Raw genomic sequence first — 15,874 nt, 5'->3', positions numbered from 1 at the left:
GTGGATTCCCGACTGACGGCACGACGAGGCTGTGCCCGGGGGCGGCCTGGCGTGAGGGGTGAAAGCGCACGTACGCCGCCTGCGTGGGCGCGGCGACGTGGGGCGCAGGGAGGCACGGCTCAGAGAGCCGGCGCGGGAACAGCGGGCGCTACCGGGCTACACCTGATGAGGTGGCCGGTCGTCATGGCGCGGACTGCTGTTCACGACTCCCATACAACTGCCTTGCGAGGGGGTGCTCAAGAGGGGCTGGACGTCTTTGACGATGCTCTGATGCGGGTCGGTCGCGGCAGCCGCCGACGAAGTCGGCCGAGACCCGGAACCGTGGAGACGAGGATGGCGATGAGCTTGAGGCCGACGCACGGCAGGACGAACTTCGGCCGGTCTCCAGGGCGGCCACGACGGAGTACGACCAGTCCGGCACTATCTGGTGCTTGACCTCGCCCCGGCCGAATGTGTGGCGGAACGAGCGGTCCGGTCTGACCGGAAGCGTGACACTTCCGCGAACGCATCCCGCAGGACACCTGGTCCACCAAACTCATGCCTACAGCCTTCGCGTTGGTCCCGTTCCTCTATGACGGAGCACAGGATCAGGCGAAGGCCGCCTGCACATCCGCTGAACCGCGAAGCACTGATCAAGTACGAGCCGCGTCGACGCCAAACGTTGAACGTCAAGCCAACTGTCGGATCAGCACCGGATCTGTCGTCCACCTACAGCTCCACTGATGCGCGACGTTGAGCCGTGACGCGGTAGTTGGAACCTGGCCACGAGAGTTGGAACCATCGTCGGCTCTGTAACGAGATCAACCCCGGTCGGCCCCTCCCTGGCCAGTCCCGGCCGCGCCCTGGACGATCCGGTCGATCAAGGCTGTGGCCTGTTCCGGATGTCCTGCCAGCCACCTGCCGAGGTGTTCCCGGACGGACTCTTCGACGCAGGCGCGCACGGCGGCGTTACCCAGCCAGCCGCGCGTGGAGCCCTCGAACGTGGGATTGTCCAGCTTCACCGACACGACCGCTGTCAAACCTTCGCCGATCCGATCGGCCTCAAGATCGGGATCCGACGCGGTCAGCAGCCGCCGTTCCCGTGCGTATGCGGTGACTGCGGTCGCCACCCCGTCGCGGAAGCCGCGCTCGTGTGTGCCGCCGTCAGTGGGCCGGCTGTTGGCGAAGCTACGGACCCGCTCGTCACGGGAGGCACGCCAACGCAGCGCCACCTCCACCGTCCCCGCCATCCGCGGTTCCTCCCGCTCGAAGCCGATGATGTGCGGATGAACGGGTTCATCCTTCTGCTCATCAAGGATGGCCACGAAGTCCCGCGCGCCGTCGGGGTACCGGAACCGCGCCGACCGGGGGTCGCCCGGTCGGCGCTGATCGGTCAGAGAGATCTCCAAGCCCCGGTTCAGCAAGGCCAGTTCCCGGAAACGCTCGGCCCACCCGTCGAACGAGTACTCCGCGGTTCCGAAGATGTCAGCGTCGGGCCAGAAGGTGATGGTGGTCCCGCTACCGGTCGACGTGCCCGCCTCGGTGAGCGGTGTGGTGGCCACGCCGCGCTCGTACTCCTGAACGCAGCGGGCTCCCCCACGCCGTACCTCGGCAGTCATCCGGCTCGACAGGGCATTGACGACGAAGGGTCCCATCCCGCAGAGGCCTAGCGTCACATCGTGGCGGCCACTGGGCCCCGCCCCGGCCTGCATGCGGGTCAGCAGGGCTTCGAGGCCGGAGATGCCGGTGTGCCCCGCTTCGTCGATGCGGATGCCCCGTCCATCGTCGGCAACACACACGCCGCTGTCGGATGTGAGAGTGATGTCGACGCAGTTGGCGTGGCCGGCCAGGACCTCGTTCACAGAGCGATCGGCGAGCTCGAACACCAGTTGGCGCAGGCCGCGTTCACCGGTCGAGCCGATGTACATCCCGGGCCGCTTCCAGATAGCTTCCCACCCCTCCAGCGCCTGGATCTGGCTGGCGTCGTACTTGCTGGCTTCCTCGGTCATGACGTCCCCTCCGATGCTCTCCATCAGAACTCCTCAGCCTCAGCGAATCCCTGGGAAACACCAGTTCAGACCGTGTTTGTCGAGTGCATGGACAGGTGGGTGAGAGCCTGTCGGGAGATGCTCGATCCCGCGGTCGCCACTGGCGTCGGATGGCTGCCACGGGCCCGGCGAAGCCGCGTGCGACACCGCTCTTGGTAGCCCCGAGGTCCGCAATCTCATCAACAGGCGCGTAAGCCCGTCCAGCGACGCGCCCACCCCTCACCGGGGGCCGGCCCGTTGCTCCCCGCCGCCACGCTGACGTGGACCAGGATGTCCTCCCACCTGCACAGATGGGGACCACAACGGCCCCGGCGCGTAGAGGCGCCAGTAGTCGGCAGGGACGGACAAGTCCTCAACGAGCTGTCCACCCACCATCGAAGTGGCCGGCTCCCGAGCAGGTCACTGCCCGGGTACCGGGTTGGTGATGCCCCACCGGCGCCACGCGGGCGACGAGTGGGCCCTGGGCAGCCTCGCAGCGACGTCACGGTCGCACAGGCGGGCCGCCCTTCCAGCGCTGAACCCTGACGCCGTCCCACAAGACGCAGGCATGCTTCAGCCTCGGGAGCCTTTGCACCTGGATCCCGTGCTGTGACGAATGAGGTGGGCCCGCTCGGCCCGCGGCGGCCGCGACCGGGATCGGTTGAGGTGCTGCTGACGTGGGGCGGTCCACGGCATCCGGGCGGGCGGCCCCAGTGGGAAGTCTGGCTGAGGCCGGCCCTCATGGACGGGGGAGCTTGCTGCTCAACCCACCTGCGTGTAGTCCCCGATGATCTCGTCCCCGAGGTTGCACCAGGCGGTGCTCTCCGCGCTTGCCCACACCCAGGGGCCGTAGTGGATGTACTTGTAGCCCCCGAGGGTCTCGCACGTGATCACTTCGCGATACCGGCCCGAGTTGCACCAGGTCTTGTTCCCGTGATGACCGGCACTGCCGAACACGCGCTGCCCCCAGCACGATGCCTGTGCGGAGTTGCCGGAAAGGGCGGCGCCGGCGGCCGACGAGCCGCTGTCTGCCAGTGCGTCAGGCGTGATGGAAAGCGCTCCTCCCAGAACGAGCGCCGTCGTGGCTACGGTCCGTGCGATCCGACCTTTGATCATGCTGGCCTCCCGGTCGACGATGAGATGTGCGGTGGTCGTCCCCGGCCGCGCCGCGGCCGAGCCCAGCGTCAACAGCCCTTGTGGAACTGGGGGTTGACGGTGCGCGTCCTGCTCGGTGGGACGCATACGATGCTGCCGTCCGGCGCCTGTCACCGACAGGACGTCCAGCGGACGTTCAGCGGACGTTGTGCCGGGTCAGCCACAGTCCCCAAGGAAGAGAGCCGGGTGGCGCAAGGCCGCACGGTCCAGGTCTTTCGGGAAGAGGGGGAGGACATGCGGGAGCGGTTCGATACGGTGCTGCGTGACTTCAGGCGGCGAGCCGGCCTGACCCAGGAGGAGTTGGCGGACCGGGCCGGCTTGTCGGCCCGGACCATCCGTGCGCTGGAGCGCGGGCAGAACCGGGTGCCCCGCGTCGCCTCCGTGCGGGAGGTCGCGAAGGCGCTCGGGCTGGGAACGGATGACCGGCAGCGCCTCCTCGCCACGGCCTCGCCCGACGAGCGGGAGGGGGCAGTAGATCCCGACGCCGCCCTGGAGCGTCGACGATATCTGCCGTACGACATGCCGGACTTCATCGGGCGCACCGACGAAGTGACTCGGCTCTCGGACCTGCTCGGTGCCGGTACGAACGCGGTGGTGGTGTCGGCGATCGACGGCATGGCGGGCGTGGGCAAGACCTCGCTGGCGGTGCACGCGGCCCATCTCATGGCCGACAGGTTTCCGGACGGGCAGTACTACTGCGACCTGCACGGCTTCACCCCCGGGCACGCGCCGACGGCACCAGCAGTGGCTCTGGAGGCATTGCTGCGCATGGCCGGCGTCGACGGCGCGCGTATCCCGCACTCCCTTCAGGAGCGGTCGGCCCTGTGGCGTACGACGTTGTCGGGCCGGCGAGCGCTGGTGGTGTTGGACAACGCCGCCGACGCCGAGCAGGTCCGGCAGCTGATGCCGGGTTCCGCCTCCTGCGCGGTGCTGGTGACCTCGCGGCGTCGCCTCCTCGCCCTGGAGGGTGCTGTCCCACTGTCGCTCACTGTGCTGAACGAGGCGGACGCGTGCGCGCTGGTGGTCCGGATCGCAGGTCGCGGCCGGGTCGGTGATGCGCCCGAGGCGGTTGCCGAGATCGCCAAGCTGTGCGGATATCTGCCGTTGGCCATCCGGATGGCCGCGGCCCGGCTTGCCCACCGGCCCGCATGGACGGCGAACGACCTCGTCTCCGAGCTCCGCGCGGGCTCCGGCCTGTCCGGCGACAGCGGTCACGGGCACGCGGTCAGGACGGCCTTCGGCCTCTCCTACGCGCGCCTGAGCCCCGACCTCCAAAGGCTGCTCCGGCTCCTCGGGCTGCATCCCGGTGCCGATTTCGACGCGTACGCGGCCGCCGCGCTGGCGGGCACGGATGAGGCGACGGCGCGGCAGGGGCTGGAGGAACTGGTCGACGTGCACCTGCTGGAACAGTACGTACCCCACCGCTACCAACTGCACGACCTCGTCCGTCGGCACACACTGGAGGTGCTGCGCGAGACCGAGCCGCCCGCGCGGCAGGAGGAGGCGGAGCTTCGGCTCCTCGACCACTACCTCTTCACCGCGCTCAACGCCCGCCGCGTGGTGGCACCGGGCCAGCGGCTGGTCGCGTTCGAGATCGACCGGCCGCCCGTCGACGCGCCGGATGTGAGCGGCCGCGAGTCCGCCCTGGGCTGGTACGAGGCCGAGCACGCGAATCTCGTCGCGCTGACCACCAGCGCCGCCACCCGGGGCCGAGATGAGCACGTCTGGCGATATGCCCACGTCCTCCAGCACTTCTTCGACATCCGAGGCCGCACCCTGGACTGGGTCGATACCCATGAACTCGCCCTGGCCGCCGCCGAGAAGCTCGACAACCGCCTGGCCCACGCCGAGATCCTCACCAGTCTCGCCATCGCCTGCTGGTACGCCGGGAGGCAGGAGGACGCCTTCAGCCGGGGTCTGGAGGCCCTGGCCCTGTGCCGCGAGATCGGCGACGCGTGGGGCGAGGCCGTCCTCCTCACCAACTTCGGCATCGCGCAAGGTGCGATGGGGGAGGACAAGGAGGCCATCGACCTTCACCAGCAGGCCTTGTCCCTCTATGCCGACCTCGACGCTCCCTGGGGCGAGGCCCTGAGCCTGACGAGCCTCGGCGCCGTGTTCGCCCGACTCGGGCGGACTGCCGAGGCGCTCGACCACCACCGCCGGGCCCTCGATCGCTACCGTGGCATCGGTGATCCGTGGGGCGAAGCCTTGACCCTCACGAACATCGGCACCGGTTACCGGCAATTGGGAGAGTTCGGTGAGGCCGTCCGCCACCAGGCACGAGCGGTCTCCCTGAGCCGCAGGACAGGGGACCGACGGGCCGAGAGCGAGTTCCTCAACGACCTCGGTGTCACGTACCAGGCCACGGGCCGTCACGATGCCGCCTGCCGTCGCCATCAGCGGGCGCTGAGCATCGCCCGTGCCATCGACAACACTCCGCAGATCGTCCGTGCTCACCAAGGCCTCGCCCACGCTCTCGCCGAGGACGACCCCGATGCCGCCCGCGACCACGCCAAGCGAGCAATCACGATCCACAGCGAGCTGACCGCCCCCGAGACCGCCGAGCTCGTCGCCTGGCTCGACGCCTTGGACAAGGACGAGGGTCAAGACCGGGGCCGCGAGCCGGAGCCGGCCCGAGAGCCGGGCCAGGGCTAGGGACTGTTCCCGGTTCGTGTCCGGAGTCGGATGACGACGGCGGCGAGACGGGCGAAGACATGATCGACGCGGGCATGGACCTGTTCACGGGAGTCTGTACGAGCGGTTGCGCCGCTGCTTCCAGTCGAGCAACTCCGCGTCGGGCTGCGGCGGCGGGGCATGAGGAGTCCGGTGTCCAGATAGCCGCCGTCGGTCATCGTGAAGGGTCGTGCATCGTGAGGGGCCGTGCCCACGGCTGCCTTCGCTCCGGCTCCCATGCCTTGGAGTCGTTGCGGTTGCCTGGCGGGGGCGGCCGCCGGCCACGACGATCAGGCGAGTGCCGGCGTCGATGACGACCTGGTGGCCAAGACGCTCTGGACGGACGAGTTCATGACCACCCGCCTGTCATTTCCGTGCATCTCCTGTCGGAGACGCGCAGGCCTGCGCGGGGAGCGACCGGCTGGCCATCACGCCAGGTCGCGACCTAGCCTCGGGGCCATGGGCACCGACATCTACGGCTGTATCGAGATCCGCGATCCGAACGCCGACGAGGACTGGTTCGAGTGGGAGCCGTGGCAGCGGTGCATGGACCTGTCGCCGCTTTACGGCGAGCGCGACTACGCGGCGTTCGCCCTGCTGTTCGGGGTGCGCAACTATCGGGGGTGGGAGCCGCTCGCCGGGCAGCGCGGACTGCCGGCCGATGTCTCGGCGGCGATGCGGGCGGACTTCGAGGGGGCCCAGCGCACGGATGCGGCTACGCACAGCCCGACGTGGGTGAGCTGGGCGGAACTGGCACGGGCCGACCTGGCGGCGTCGCCTGCGGGCTTGCGAGGAGTGGTCCTGCTGCGTGACCGGACTGGCCGGGGCGCGTACACGGAGAGCCGATTCTGGATCGGCGAGCAGTGGGACTCGGAGGAGTTGCTGCGGAGGATGGGGCCCCAGGTCGGCGGCCTATGTCCCGCGGACCTGCCCTTCGGCGAATGGTCGGTGGGCACCACCCAGGTGACGTACAGCGGGTTCACCCTCGGGAACGCGATCGGACCGGGCACCGGCTGGGAGCACGTGTTCGCCGTCATGGCGGCGCTGGCCGGCCGTTTCGGCGACGACGGCGTCAGGCTTGTCGTGTACTTCGACTGACGGCACGTCACCTCGGCTCCGACGCGCCGGCGACCGGTGCACGATCTCGATCCGACGGCTCCCGAGGAATCCGCAGCGCCCCTTTCCAGTCACGGAGCAGAGCACGGAGCCATCGGCTCAGGTAGGGGTGGTCGGAGCCCTTGTCGCCGTGGAGCTTGCGGATCGGCGCCGTGGCCCACGCGGGCTGCGGACCGGTGGGGCCCTCACGACAGCGGTTGCAGGCCTCGCCGTCATGGGTGGTGGTTGCCGCGAGATGGCGACAGTGACGGGCAGGCCGCTTCGATCGGCGGGGGTGCGTTTCAGCCAACATGACTGGACTGTGTGGTGAAGGGCGCGGTGGAAACGGGCGCGACAGGTGAGGAAATGGCGTCTCGTGTCCGTTTCGCTGACGGCGGTTCCCGGGAAGGGGAGGGGCTGGTTCCTGAGGGAATGTGGATCGGTTTTCGGGGAAGCGGCCGGGTCCTTGTGTGGATCCTGTGCGAACGTGTGCGACTCCGGTGGCCGTTGGGGCTGCTGGGCTTTGACTTCCTAACGGGGGGAAGACTGTGCGTTCGCGTACGTTCGGCATGCCGTTTCGGCATGCGCGTTTCACAGCGAGAAACTCTCTGATCGCCTCGGTCGTGGTGCTGGGCCTGGGCGCGTCCGCTCTGCCGGCGTTCGCGGCGGGACCGGCTCCCGTGCAGGGTTCGGTGTGGGGCCAGGGCAAGGCCCGGGCAGTGATGCCCGCGGTGAAGGTGGGTCAGAACAAGCCGCCCCGGAACCAGCGCAAGGCGGCGCCGAGCGCGGAGCGGCGCCAGTGGGAGGCGGGGCAGAAGTCTCGCCCCGCAGGCCAGAAGTCGGATGTCGCTGCCGGGCCGTCGGTAAAGGTGTACGTGCCCCGCGGGCAGGGCGATGTGCCGTGGCACCAGATATCCGACTTCCGCATCACCGACTCGATGGTGGGGCGGATCGACTACTCGTCCGGCAACATGATGCTGGCCGCCACCGACTTCGACATCGTCGGTGTCGGCGACTCACTCCAGCTCACCCGGACCTACAACTCCTTCGACGCTCCCTTCGGAGGTGTCTCCGCCCCGTGGTGGACCGGGTACGAGCGCAACCTGGAGCTGATGTTCACCAACGAGGTGGTCTGGTACGACTCCTCCGGGGCGACGATCAGCTTCGAGAAGAACGCCGACGGCACGTTCAAGACGCCGGACGGTTACGGCAAGGACCTCAAGAAGAACAGTGACGGTACCTACACCCTCACCGACCGCAAGTCCGGCTCCAAGGACACCTACGGGGCTCAAGGTGACCTGACCAAGGTCACCGACCGCAACAACGGCACGATCTCGATCACTGCCCACAAGGACGCCGACGGCTGGACGGCCGGCTACAAGCTCACCGAGGACCGTTCCGGGCGCACCATCGATCTCGTCAAGGCGAGCGCCACTCTGTGGACCGCCACGGACAACAGCGGCCGCAGCGTCACGTACGACATCGACTCCGCAGGTCATCTCGTGCGGTCCTGGGACACCACGGGCAAGGCGACATCGTACGGCTACGACGAGGACGGACGCCTGACGAAGGTGACGACGCCCGAGTCCCGTACGACGGAGTTCACCTACGACTCGGAGAACCGCGTCACCTCGATGCGCCGCTCCACCGAACTCGGGGGAGCGGGCGGCGACGCCCCCACATACACGTACTCCTACGACGCCGCCTCCCCCTGGAACGCCGGCACCACCACGGTCACCGACCCGCTCCTGAACGCGACGAAGTACGAGCACAACGCGGACAGCGAGGTCACCAAGGTCACCGACGCACTGGGGCATGAGCGGTCGAAGTCGTACAAGGCGCACCTGACGCAGACCGCCACCGATGCGATGGGGGTGGGCACCGGCAGCGGCAATGTGACCACCTACGGCTGGGACACCCGGGGAAACCCGACCTCCGCCAAGCTGCCCACGGGCGCCACCTCGTCTGTGGCGGGCTGGTCGACGAAGGCCGGCCGTGATGTGCCCGCCTCGGCCACCTCGGCCGACGGCGACAAGACGGACTACGGGTATGACACGGCGGGGAACACGGTCTCCGTGGCGCAGAGCGGCACCGGTGGGGGATCCGCGACCATCGACTACAACCCGGCGACCGCTACCTGCGGCGGGTTCCAGGGCCAACGGTGCAAGGCCACAACGAAGTTGAGCGGCACGCAGAACTCGGTGACGTCGTTCCACTACGACACCCGGGGCAATCTGGACTCGGTGACACCGCCCACCCAGATCGGCAAGGTGAGCTACCACTATGACGCGGTGGGCCGGGTCACCGACTCCAAGGACGGCCGCGGGGTCACCACGCTCTACACGTACGACAAGCGGGACCGCATCACCAAGGTCGACACCGGAAGCTACGACACCGTCACCTACGTCTACGACGGTGACGGCAACCTGACCTCCCGTACGGACCGGACCGGCACGCAGACCTACCAGTTCGACCCGCTGTCCCGTGAGACGATCCGCACTCTTCAGGACGGTTCGCAGACGGTCCTGGCGTACACGGCCAATGGCAACGTCGACACCTACACCGACCCCTCGGGCGTCATCGACTACACCTGGGACAAGGCCAACCGGCTCACCGAGCTCAAGGACCAGTCGGGCCGCAAGACGGTCTACGGCTACAACAACAACGACACCCGCACCAGCACCACCTACCCGGGCAACACGGTGCAGAGCGTGGACGTCGACAAGTCGAACCGTCCCACCACCATCAAGACCACCTCGCCCAAGGGCACGCTCACCCATCTGACCTACACCTACGGATACGGGACCGGCGGCGCGACCGACGGCACGAAGATCCGCACCGCGACCGATGTGCTCGCCGGGCTGAAGACGTCGTACACCTACGACGTCGCGGGCCGCTTCTCCTACGCCAAGGAGGAGAAGGGCAGCACCCTCAACTCCTCCTGGCAGTACTGCTACGACCTCGCGGGCAACCTCACCTCGCAGGGCGTCGACCCCGGCTGCCCGCGCGGCACCACCTACACGGTGAACGACGCGCAGCAGATCACCGGCAAGAACGGCTCCACCGCCAACTGGTCCTACGACAGGGCCGGCAACGAGACCGCCGGCGCCTCCACCCCCGAGGGCACCCGCACCGCCGAGAAGTGGTCCGACTACTCCCAGCTGACCTCGCTCGCCGTGGGCGGCACCACCTATGCCGGACAGTACGCCTCCACCGACCAGTCCGAGCGCACCAAGCTGGGTCAAACCACCTTCCACAACGGCCCGTTGGGCCTCTCCGCGGAGACAACAGGCGCCGTCGACACCGGATTCAACCGTGAGCCCGGGGGCACCCTGAACTCCATGACGACCGGGGGCAAGGCCTACTACTACCTGACCGACGCACTCGGTTCGGTGATCGGCCTCGCCGACGAGACCGGCACCAAGGTCAACACCTACACCTACAGCCCCCGCGGCGTCTCCCGCAGCACCACCCAGGCCGTGCCGCAGCCCTACCGGTTCGCCGGCGGCCACCAGGACCCGACCGGCCTGTACCACCTGGGCGCCCGCTACTACGACCCCAACACCGGCCGCTTCACCCAGCCCGACCCCTCCGGCCAGGAGAAGAACCCCTACCTCTACGCGGAGGGCGACCCCGTCAACCGGATCGACCCGCGCGGGCTGCTCTCCTTGGACCTCGGCATCGAGGCCTGCGACCTGCTGTGCCTGGGTGGCGGAGTCAGCATCAACGAGGACGGCAGTGTCCATCCCTACATCTCGGTGGGCGGCGGAACGCCCGGCGTGAGCGCCGACGCCAGTCTCGCGTCGGGCAGTGCGGACAGCGGCCTCACCGGGGAGGTCGCCTGCGGGTTCGGCTCCGCGGAGCTCTCCGTCGCCACGGACGGCTCGGAGGGCGTGGGCACCGGCGGGAGCAGCGGCAAGTGCTCGGCGAGCGCCAAGTACACGTTCTGAACAGGAGAGTGACACGATGAACGACTTGGTGACGCTGGCTCAGAACCGGCCTGATGGGCCGTCCTGGCTGCCCTACGTCTTCGTGGCGGTGGCGATACTCGTCGGAATCTTCCTCGTCGTCCGCCTCATGAACAAACGCCGCTAGCCAAGTGATGGGCGGCCCCGACGCAGGGGCCGCCCATCCCCGCGCCCCCGCCCCGACCATGGAACGGTGTGCCGATGCACATACTCGTAGGAATCGTCCTGCTGGCCTTCGGCCTCGCCTTCGCGGTGTTCGCACCCACTATGGCCGACAGTGTCGGCACCCGCGCGGGCCGCGTCTTCGCCCGGTCCAACGCGGTGGCCTTCCGCGTCATCGGCGGGCTGGTCGCGCTGGCCGGCCTGCTGTACGCGTGCGGGGTCATCGGCTGACAAAGCACGTGGCGAGCCAACGGAGCCGAGGACCGGAGCCACGGCGGTGAGCCGGACGCCGGCGGGTCTCCGGTGCTCGTGCCGGCGCCGTTCCCTGCGCCGTTGGTGAAATGGCGGTCGGTGAGGCGGTGAAGAGTGCCTATGACGACGCCACCAGCTGCCTCCCGCCCCAGCAATCTCAGCAGAGAAGGAGTACCTGTGGAGCCGGACAACAACTCGGCGGTACTGGCCTACAAAGGGCTGGGCCATGTGCCTACGTGGCTTCAGTTCGGAATCGTGGTGGTGGCTTTCGTGATATTCGCCGTGAAGAAGCGCAAGGGAAGGTGACCTGCCTCAACGCAACGCAACGCAACGCAACGCGGCGCGGCAGCCGCCGATGCTGCCCACCACCCGAACTCCGCGGCGGTTGCCTCGGGAACGAGCGGCCGGCTCGCCCGACGGCGACACCGTCCCGACTCCGACCGGTGAGGGCGCCGGGGCGGTGGGCAGTGCCATGATTGCCGCCGCCAGTCGGCCGAACAGCGGGCGGCGGTTGGTCCTGGCTCTGGCAGCGAAGCCGGGTACGAACGGGACGAGTTGGTTCCCGCTCATCGAGGCCGAGGGCCCCGGGACCGGCCCCGTCGCGCGGGTCCGCATACCTGTCCGTGTCCCCCCGGGCCTGCACGGCTCGTGACTGTCGAACTGAAGGCCTCGACCAGGCCGTGCCGGTCTGCCGCTCCGGCCACCGATACGGGGACGTGAGCGGCCGAGCGCGTGCGGGAAGTTCCGCTCGCGTCCGACGCGGGTGTACTTTGCCGGGAACAACCCACCGCCGGTGATGCGCACCGGCGCTTGCGTCTGACGTCATCTCCGGGGCAACCAAGCGCTCCTCAAGCCGCCGTCGGAGCATCGACGTGACCCCCGGCTGGAGGGGGCGGGCGGACCCGCTCGTAGTCGATGCTTGCCGCATGGGAGGTGCGCGTCGCTTGCCGCATGGGAGGTGCGCGTCAGCGGTGGTCGGCGTACGCGACGAGTCCGCCGATGCTGAGCACCCATGCGCATCCGCGGCGGAATGATGCGTGGCGCATACGCGGGGTGTGCTGCCCATCGGTCATCGCATACGGCGCGCGGATCCCCAGTTCCACGCCGCACAGGCACGCCACGTAGCCGTCATGCCGGGCGGCGGCCGTCCACTCGGGGTCGTGCGGGACCCAGGTCCGGGAGTAGATCTCACCGTCGGGCGTCCGCAGTTCCAGCCGGGAGTAGGTGTATCCGAAGTGCCGCTCCAGTTTTGGCTGTTCATCGGGGATCTCGTGCAGCTCCCATCCGGGGATCGAGTACAGGTCGCAGAGATCGGGCGGCAGGCGCCGCATGCCGAACAGGACGGCGCCTTCGATCTGTGGTTCCTCGGGTATCCCGTCGGGCGAGGCGCCTTTCGGCGGGACGTACCCGAAGTGGCCCACGCCCAGGGCACGCCTGAACTCGAAAAGGGCAGCGGGCATGTGACCTGCGTGACCGAGGGTGACCGTGCCCCCTGCGGTCTCCAGATTCATCAGCACGTGCTCAAGCCGCAACGCGGGGTCGTCGCAGAACAGGGTCTTCCCGAGGTCGTCGATCTGGTCGAACTGGTGCCGGCTCATGTCCGTTACCCCTCCGGTTGGTTGCCGAACGCGTCTGCGTAGCAGCCGACTTGATGCCCGATCAGCCTATTGAAGGATCGTTGAACAATCCATACCTTGGGAGGCGTGCATCACCGGGCCGACACGGTGACCGTCGACCCGCGGGGCAGGGCCCCGCTCAGGCGGGGGGACAAGCCCGGGCCTCCGGTGATCCAGCAGTTCCTCCAGGTCCCGCTCGGCCTCGGCCTGGCCCGCACCCTGCGGCGGCCCGTGGAACTGCTCCTGCGGTCCCCAGCCGGGACGACGAGGCGCGCTCGCCCGACGAGCTCACGCCGGGCACGGCCGACCGTCGACTCCGGCGCGGCGCAGGGGTGCGCACGGTACGGCTCGGACGGCGGTACCGTCCACGCGTCGCCCCGCCCAAAGCCCGGCCGACCTCGGAGGCGGCCGGACCGGTGACGACATGCCCGATGTCCCACGGCGGGGGATTCTGGAGGGGTGAGGGGTTTCCGAGCCCTCCGGATGCCGGAGGACTACGCCGCCCCGGGGCGGCGGGCCGTCCGCGTGACGCTGGCCGCCGCAGCCGGGTTCTACCTGTTCCGTTACGGCCTCGGCCAACCGGTCGCGGCGACCTACGCCCTGTTCTCCGCCGTGGCCGTGGGCGGCCTCTCGCACATTCCCGGCTCCGGGCGACAGCGCGCGGCCACAGTGGCCCGAGCCCTGCCGATCTGCTGGCTGCTCGTGGTCATCGGCACCTACCTGTCCGTACGAACCTGGTGCGCCGTGGTCGGCATGCTGCTGATCGGCTTCGCCCTGGCCTTCGCAGCCGTCGGTGGACCGCGCCCGGCCGGTGCGGCGCCGGGGCTGCAACTGCTCTACATTCTGCCGTCCTTTCCCCCGTACGATCCCGGTTCGCTTCCCGAGCGGCTGATCGGGACGACGACGGGTCTCGTACTGTTCGTTCTCGTCGAAACGCTGGTCCTGGCGGAACCGTCGCCTCCGTCGTACCGGGAACGGGCCGCCGCTGCCGCCCGGACCGCTGCCAGCACGTCCACTCGGCTCAGTGCGCCCCCGTACGCCCTGACGGCCGACGACCTGCGAGCGGCCCAGCAGAGCGGCGAGGAGTTGCGGCCGCTGACCGTGCCGGAGGCCGAACGCCCTGCGGGACCCGCAGTCCGCGACCGTGCACTCACCGACACCGGCCTCGTCATCCGCACCCTGCTCAACCGACTGGCACTGCTGCCCGCGCCGTCGCAGCCACCTCCCGGGCCCGAGATGGTCTCGGTGCTGACAGCGGTGACGGGACTGGCCACAGCCACCGCCGCCTGCCTGTGTGGTGGCCCGTCACCGACAACGTCGTACGCAGATCTCGCCGCCGCACGTGCCCGCCTCTCGGCCCTGTCCGCCGATTCCAGCGCGTCGGCGGACGACGGTCACCCGGCCTCGACGGCCACCCGGGAATCCTTCGCCACGCTGCTGCGTCGGTACGCCGCCATACTGGAGATCGCCGATGCCGCCCTCACCATGGGACCGGCCGCGGCCTTGGCGACGCACGGGCGGCGCGCCGCGGTGACGGCGGCGCCCGGACGTTTCTGGTACGCGTCACTCAGGAGCCCGTCCCTGTGGTGGCACCGGATCCGCGGCCACGCCGGACAGGGATCGGTCCTCTTCCAGAACGCGGTTCGCCTGGCGCTGGCCCTCACCGCCGCCCGGCTGGTTGCGGGAGTGGACGCGCTGCCGCACGGTTTCTGGGCGATGCTGGCCACCCTCACCCTGACCCGCACCACGATGGACGAGACCTGGAGCACCATTCGCACCGCACTCACCGGCACGTTCGCCGGAGCCCTGGTGACTGCCGCGGTGTTGATCCTCGTGGGTGCGGACACCGTGTGGTACGCGGTGGCGCTGCCGTTGTGGATGCTGTTCGCCTTCACCGTGGGGCCGGTCAAGGGAATCGGCTGGGCGCAAGGTCTTTTCACCGTGCTCGTGGCTTTGGTCTTTGCCCAACTCGCGCCACCTACATGGCACTTGGCCGAGGTCAGAATGCTGGACGTGCTCATCGGCAGCGCCATCGGAGCCGTCCTCGGTCTGCTGGCGTGGCCGCGTGGGGCCCACGACGAACTGCGCCGTACCGTGGCCGACCTTCTGCGCAGGGCGGCGGAGATCGTGGTGGCCACCAGCGCCACCGTCGCCGGGGGAACGCCGGCCGACGACTCCGTGCCCGCACGCCCACCCGTGGTCCCGAGCCACCGCTCCCTCCAGCACGCCGTCGTCCTCGCGGAATCCGCCTACGCCCAGTACCAGAGCGAACCGACGCCGTTCGGGGGCAAGGGCCGTAGGGCGGCCCCGCGCCAAGTCGACTGGCAGGCGAGTCTGATCGCCGGACACCATGTCCTGTGGGGTTCGGAGCGCCTGGCCGAGCCGCCACGGCAGCGGATGGGACGGGTGGCGGCCGCGTCCGTCGATGCCTTGGGAGAGCGGGTGGCCGGGCGGATGCTGCTGGTCTCGGCCGCCCTGGATCCGGGGGACGACACCCCGACCGCCACGCTGCGCCCTTTCGACCCGGCGCTCACCGAGCTCGCCACGGAACCACCGGACGCGCCCCGGCTGTACTACGCCACCGTGTCCTGGCTGAACGCGCTGCTCCACGACCTCTCCCGCATCGCCCGCGTCGAACACGCCTCCGCCGATCCAGGCTCACCCCCACCGCGAGTCTGAACGGTCCCTCCCACGGACGACCCGCGTCCCCTTCACTCCCCCCGGCAGAGGCGGAGTCGGTTCCCTCGGCCGCCTCCGTTGCGCTGGAGACCCTCAGGGTTCGTGGCGGCTGCGCCGACGTCCGGTTATGGGGCAAAGCCGAAGGTGGGTGATCGAGCGAACGATGCCGCGGCTGACCGGCTAGCGGCAACTCAACCGCCGTTATGAGCGGCAACCAGGCAACCACCCGGCACTTGGACCGGCATCCGCTCTCTGCTGCTCCAAGCGG

At 69.3% G+C, this 15,874-nt stretch carries 10 protein-coding genes; 7 read left to right on the top strand and 3 right to left on the bottom strand.

Features of this window, described 5'->3' with window-relative positions; genetic code table 11:
• Positions 1 to 800: 800 nt before the first annotated feature.
• Both ACFYNP_RS29645 and ACFYNP_RS29640 read right to left on the bottom strand, forming a co-directional pair.
• Positions 801 to 2,012, bottom strand: coding sequence for an ATP-binding protein (locus ACFYNP_RS29645; protein ID WP_388789700.1), 1,212 nt, complete (start codon positions 2,010 to 2,012; stop codon positions 801 to 803).
• 756 nt (positions 2,013 to 2,768) lie between these two features.
• Positions 2,769 to 3,248 carry a hypothetical protein gene (locus tag ACFYNP_RS29640; protein ID WP_388418244.1) on the bottom strand — a complete coding sequence of 160 codons (480 nt, stop codon included), beginning with the start codon at positions 3,246 to 3,248 and terminating at the stop codon, positions 2,769 to 2,771.
• 147 nt (positions 3,249 to 3,395) lie between these two features.
• Between ACFYNP_RS29640 and ACFYNP_RS29635 the strand changes: the two genes are divergently transcribed.
• From ACFYNP_RS29635 to ACFYNP_RS29610, 6 genes are all read left to right on the top strand, one after another.
• Entirely contained in the window at positions 3,396 to 5,816 is a 2,421-nt protein-coding gene (locus ACFYNP_RS29635; protein ID WP_388789697.1) for an ATP-binding protein, read from the top strand.
• A 477-nt stretch (positions 5,817 to 6,293) separates the two neighbouring features.
• Complete coding sequence (locus ACFYNP_RS29630) at positions 6,294 to 6,932, top strand: hypothetical protein (protein ID WP_388789694.1); 639 nt, start codon at positions 6,294 to 6,296, stop codon at positions 6,930 to 6,932.
• Between the two features lie 719 nt (positions 6,933 to 7,651).
• Positions 7,652 to 10,879: an RHS repeat-associated core domain-containing protein gene (locus ACFYNP_RS29625; protein ID WP_388789800.1), complete on the top strand. Its 3,228-nt coding sequence runs from the start codon at positions 7,652 to 7,654 to the stop codon at positions 10,877 to 10,879.
• Positions 10,880 to 10,895: 16 nt separating this feature from the next.
• Positions 10,896 to 11,024, top strand: a complete 129-nt coding sequence (locus ACFYNP_RS29620) for a hypothetical protein (protein WP_388418253.1) — start codon at positions 10,896 to 10,898, stop codon at positions 11,022 to 11,024.
• 74 nt (positions 11,025 to 11,098) lie between these two features.
• The gene (locus ACFYNP_RS29615; RefSeq protein WP_388789692.1) at positions 11,099 to 11,290 is read left to right on the top strand and encodes a hypothetical protein; all 192 of its coding nucleotides are present in this window, start codon (positions 11,099 to 11,101) and stop codon (positions 11,288 to 11,290) included.
• 198 nt (positions 11,291 to 11,488) lie between these two features.
• A complete protein-coding gene (locus tag ACFYNP_RS29610; protein WP_388789690.1) occupies positions 11,489 to 11,617 on the top strand; it encodes a hypothetical protein in 129 nt (42 codons plus the stop codon).
• Positions 11,618 to 12,276: 659 nt separating this feature from the next.
• Here ACFYNP_RS29610 and ACFYNP_RS29605 read toward each other — a convergent pair.
• Positions 12,277 to 12,909, bottom strand: coding sequence for a hypothetical protein (locus ACFYNP_RS29605; protein WP_388789687.1), 633 nt, complete (start codon positions 12,907 to 12,909; stop codon positions 12,277 to 12,279).
• Positions 12,910 to 13,386: 477 nt separating this feature from the next.
• Between ACFYNP_RS29605 and ACFYNP_RS29600 the strand changes: the two genes are divergently transcribed.
• A complete protein-coding gene (locus ACFYNP_RS29600; RefSeq protein WP_388789684.1) occupies positions 13,387 to 15,606 on the top strand; it encodes an FUSC family protein in 2,220 nt (739 codons plus the stop codon).
• Positions 15,607 to 15,874: the final 268 nt, after the last annotated feature.

Origin of the sequence: Streptomyces sp. NPDC006691 (assembly GCF_042869955.1) — a bacterium.
Classification (GTDB): domain Bacteria; phylum Actinomycetota; class Actinomycetes; order Streptomycetales; family Streptomycetaceae; genus Streptomyces.
The sequence above is the reverse complement of the archived record's forward strand: the minus strand, read 5'-3'. Positions and strand labels throughout refer to the sequence as shown.